Raw genomic sequence first — 4,580 nt, 5'->3', positions numbered from 1 at the left:
AGGCAGTGCTGATGCAGATCACCCGCGACGACACCAATCGTTTCGTCGCGCTGCCCGTCGCCAAGGGCTGAGGTCAGCCCCGGAGCGTTCTCTCGGCCTTTCCAGGGTGGGTGAGGGCGTTTCGGCGGCAGGTTGGGCTTTTCCAGTGCGGCAGTTTCAACACCCCCGAGCCGCCGTACGGGAAAGCATGGAGGAGCGCGCGTTAGTCAGTCATCGCGCCTTCCCCCGGCGGCAGCGGGCTTCCCATCGTCCGCTGCCGCACACTTTCAAAAGCGCTTCCGCGATCCGACGCAAAATGACATCGGCAGCGAGCAGCTTTATCTCGCACGGCTTCGGGCAATCTTGATCGCGGTGCGCTTTGGCAAAGGCCACAATGCAGATGTCTGCCACTCAACCTTCCGGCGAAATCGCGTATAACAGCCCTATGAAGATTCTCGTCATAGGAGACGATCGCGAGGCTGCGGACTACTTGCAGAAAGCCTTTGCCGAGGCCGGTCACACTGCTCATGTCGCCGGTGACGGCGAAACCGGCTTTGCGCTCGCCGACGCCGGCGACTACGACGTGATGGTGATCGACAGGATGATGCCGCGTCGCGACGGCCTGTCGGTCATTGCCGGTCTCCGGTCCAGGGGCAACACAACGCCGGTGCTGATCCTCTCGGCGCTCGGCGAGGTCGATGACCGGGTCACGGGTCTGCGCGCCGGCGGCGACGATTACCTGACAAAGCCCTATGCCTTCTCCGAGCTTCTCGCCCGCGTCGAGGTTCTGAACCGGCGCGCCAGCGCCAAGGAAGCCGAAACCGTCTACCGCGTCGGCGATCTCGAACTCGACAGGCTGTCGCATTCGGTCCGCCGTGCGTCACGCGAGATAACGCTGCAGCCGCGTGAATTCCGATTGCTCGAATATCTGATGCGGCATGCCGGCCAGGTGGTAACGCGCACCATGCTGCTGGAAAATGTCTGGGACTACCATTTCGATCCGCAGACCAATGTCATTGACGTCCATGTCTCCCGGCTGCGCGGCAAGATCGAGAAGGGCTTCGACAAGCCCATCCTGCATACGGTTCGCGGCGCCGGCTATATGCTGAAGAGCGGCTAGCTGCGGCATGGCTCTTTCCGTGCCAGCCATCATGAAGACAACGGCAGCGCGGCTTTCGGCGCTCTACCTCCTGCTCTTCGCGCTCTGCGCGGTGGCGCTCGTCTTCTATATGACCTCGTTGTCGGCGCGCATGCTGACCGGGCAGACACAGGACACCATCAATGACGAGGTGCTCGGTCTGGCTCGCGCCTATCAACGCGGCGGTCTGCCGGTGTTGGTCCGTGTAGTCGAGGCCCGCTCGCGCCAGCCCGGCGCCAACCTCTATCTGATCGCCGACGCCAACGGACAGATCCTGACCGGCAATGTGCAGAGCCTGGAGCCGGGCGTTCTCGAAACCGAAGGCTGGACCAGCAGTCCGTTCTCTTATCAGCGTTTTGGCGAGGGAGAGCTCGAGCGCCTGCGCAACCTTCCCGCCGAGCAGGGCACCACCACCCAATCCGAGCAGAACGATGCGCAGGCGCAGGGCGAAAAGGGCCACAACGCCATTGCGCTGGTGCTGCGGCTGCCGAACCAGATGATCATGCTGGTCGGCCGCGACCTTGGCGAGCCGGAGCGGTTTCGTGCGGTCATCCGCCGTGCGCTGATGCTGGCGCTCGGCATGATGGGGCTGGGCGGATTGCTGATCTGGTTTTTTGTCGGTCGCGCCGCGCTGAAGCGCATCGACAGCGTGTCGGAAGCCAGCCGTCGCATCATGGGCGGGGATCTGTCGGGCAGGCTGCCGGTGACGGGGGTTGGCGATGAGTTCGACCGGCTCTCCGAAAATCTCAATGCCATGCTGGCCAGGATCGCCACGCTCAATGAAGGCTTGAAGCAGGTTTCCGACAACATCGCGCATGATCTGAAGACGCCGCTGACCCGGCTCCGCAACCGGGCCGAAGCGACGCTTTCGGGCAAGCAAAAGCCCACCGACTACCGGCGGGCACTGGAAGGCACCATTGCCGAGTCGGACCAGTTGATAAAAACCTTCAACGCCATCCTGATGATTTCCCGGCTGGAAGCTGGCTACTCCTCGGAGAACACCAACCGCGTCGATCTGGCGGAGGCCGTGCGCGATGTCGTCGAACTCTACGAGCCGGTGGCGGAAGAGGCAGGCGTGTCGCTGGAAGCAGACGCGCCCGAGGCGGTGTCCGTCAACGGCAACCGCGAACTGATCGGTCAGGCGCTGTCGAACATCGTCGACAACGCCATCAAATATTCGACCGGTGCCAATGCCCAGCCGGCGGTGCGCGTCACGCTCGAGCGAGCCGGTACGGACGTTCGCCTGTCTGTTGCCGACAATGGACACGGCATTCCCGACGATGGCGACCGGGCGCGGGCCACGGAACGTTTCGTGCGGCTGGAGAAGAGCCGTTCGCAGCCGGGTTCCGGTCTTGGCCTCAGCCTCGCCAAGGCGGTCATGACGTTCCACAATGGCCGGCTTGAACTCTTGCCTGGCAATCCCGGATTATCCGTGGTCATGAGTTTCCCAGCACGGGAGGATCACTGATGAGCACGGCTGCGAGGGCGAAAGATTGGCTGCTGAAGCCGGCGACCAGCCTGGCTCCGCTGGACGAAGACCGTGCGCGGCTGGAACTGGCCGAGATCGCTTCCGCGGCGCGCGAAGAAGGACTGACGCGGCTGGCCAAGTTCCTGGCCGGCAAGGGCGAGGGCCAGGATTTCCTTGCTGCCGTCTTCGATCTGTCGCCGTTCCTGCGCGATACCGCACGTCGCCGGCCGCAAATCCTGGACGGGCTGTTCGAGCAGACGATCGAGGCTCGACTGAAGGTGATCGGCGCCGCCATCGACCAGGTGCATCTAGCCGAAGCAGTCTCGGAATCCGGCTTGATGATGGAGCTGCGCCAGTGGAAGGCGGAGGCGCATTTCCTCATCGCGCTGGCCGATCTTGCCGGCGAGGCCGAAACGGCGCTGACGGTCCGGCGGTTGAGCGACCTCGCAGACGCCTGCACCCGCGCCGCCGTCGACTTCCTGCTGCGCGACGCGCATAGCGAGGGCAAACTCAAACTGCCGGATGTCGGCAATCCGTCGAAACAGTCGGGCTGGATCCTGCTCGGCATGGGCAAGCTCGGCGCGCATGAGCTGAATTTTTCCTCCGACATCGATCTGGTGGTTTTCTTCGATCCGGAAGCGCCCGCCGTCGTCGATCCGCTCGACGCCACCGAGTTGTTTTCGAGGCTGACGCGCCGCCTGGTGCGCATCCTGCAGGACCGCACCGAACACGGTTATGTCTTCCGCACCGATCTGAGACTGCGCCCAGACCCCGGTTCGACACCGCTGGCGATCCCGGTCGAGGCGGCACTGCGCTACTACGAGGCGCGCGGCCAGAACTGGGAGCGCGCCGCGATGATCAAGGCACGCCCGGTGGCGGGCGATCTGGCCGCGGGTGCGGCCTTCCTCAAGGAGTTGCAGCCCTATATCTGGCGCAAATACATGGACTACGCGGCGATTGCCGACGTCCATTCGATCAAGCGCCAGATCCACGCCCACAAGGGCCATGGCGAGATTGCGGTCAAGGGCCACAACGTCAAGCTTGGCCGCGGCGGCATTCGAGAGATCGAGTTCTTCGTCCAGACCCAGCAGCTCATCGCCGGCGGACGCTTCCCTGAACTGCGTGGCCGCGAGACCGTGCCGATGCTCGGCGAGCTTGCGACCGGCGGCTGGATCACCGCCGAGGCGCGCGATGCGCTTGCCCGCCAGTACTGGTTCCTGCGACGCGTCGAACATGCCGTGCAGATGGTTGCCGACGAGCAGACGCACACGCTGCCGGAAGATGATGAAGGCTTGGAGCGTATCGCACGCATGCTCGGCTTTGCCGATGCTTCTGCCTTTTCTCAAGCGTTCCGTGCCTCGCTGCAGCAGGTCGAACGTCACTACGCGGCACTGTTCGAAACAGCACCCGAACTGTCGACCGGCATCGGCAACCTGGTCTTCACCGGCGATGTGGACGATCCCGATACGCTGCAGACCTTGCACGGGCTCGGTTTTCAGCGGCCAAGCGACATCTGCCGCGTCATCCGTGGCTGGCATTTCGGCCGCTATCGCCTCACCCAGTCGGCGGAGGCACGCGAGCGGCTGACGGAACTGACGCCGGCGCTGCTGCGCGCCTTCGGCCAGACGCGCCGGGCCGACGAAGCTCTGATGCGCTTCGACGAGTTTCTCGCCGGCCTGCCGGCTGGCATCCAGCTGTTCTCCCTGCTGCAGTCCAATCCTGCCCTGCTGAAGCTTCTGGCGACGATCATGGGGGCCGCCCCCCGGCTGGCGGCGATCATCACCCGCAGGCCGCATGTCTTCGATGGTTTGCTCGACCCGGCCATGCTCACCGAATTACCCGACCGCGCCTATCTGTCGGCGCGGCTTTCCGCCTTCGTCGAGGGCGACCGGCTTTACGAGGATGTGCTCGACCGGCTGCGCATTTTTGCCTCCGAGCAGAAATTCCTGATCGGTGGCCGGCTGCTCGCCGGCTCGATCGATCCGCGCCGGGCCG

4 protein-coding genes are annotated in these 4,580 nt (G+C 64.3%); 3 read left to right on the top strand and 1 reads right to left on the bottom strand.

Translation table 11 applies throughout. The annotated features are described in order from the left end of the window. Positions 1-210: 210 nt before the first annotated feature. Positions 211-390: a hypothetical protein gene (locus EN893_RS38155; RefSeq protein WP_164749467.1), complete on the bottom strand. Its 180-nt coding sequence runs from the start codon at positions 388-390 to the stop codon at positions 211-213. A 34-nt stretch (positions 391-424) separates the two neighbouring features. Between EN893_RS38155 and EN893_RS19790 the strand changes: the two genes are divergently transcribed. The 3 genes from EN893_RS19790 to EN893_RS19780 all read left to right on the top strand — a co-directional run. Continuing rightward, the gene (locus EN893_RS19790) at positions 425-1,099 is read left to right on the top strand and encodes a response regulator transcription factor (protein WP_164900971.1); all 675 of its coding nucleotides are present in this window, start codon (positions 425-427) and stop codon (positions 1,097-1,099) included. A 7-nt stretch (positions 1,100-1,106) separates the two neighbouring features. Further along, positions 1,107-2,585, top strand: a complete 1,479-nt coding sequence (locus tag EN893_RS19785; protein ID WP_127269422.1) for a HAMP domain-containing sensor histidine kinase — start codon at positions 1,107-1,109, stop codon at positions 2,583-2,585. Beyond that, positions 2,585-4,580 (top strand): bifunctional [glutamine synthetase] adenylyltransferase/[glutamine synthetase]-adenylyl-L-tyrosine phosphorylase (locus tag EN893_RS19780; protein WP_128361714.1); only part of this gene is annotated, 1,996 nt, incomplete at its 3' end. The genes EN893_RS19785 and EN893_RS19780, both read left to right, overlap by 1 nt.

The organism is Mesorhizobium sp. M7A.F.Ca.CA.004.04.2.1, from assembly GCF_004022825.1.
Lineage (GTDB): Bacteria > Pseudomonadota > Alphaproteobacteria > Rhizobiales > Rhizobiaceae > Mesorhizobium.
The sequence above is the reverse complement of the archived record's forward strand: the minus strand, read 5'-3'. Positions and strand labels throughout refer to the sequence as shown.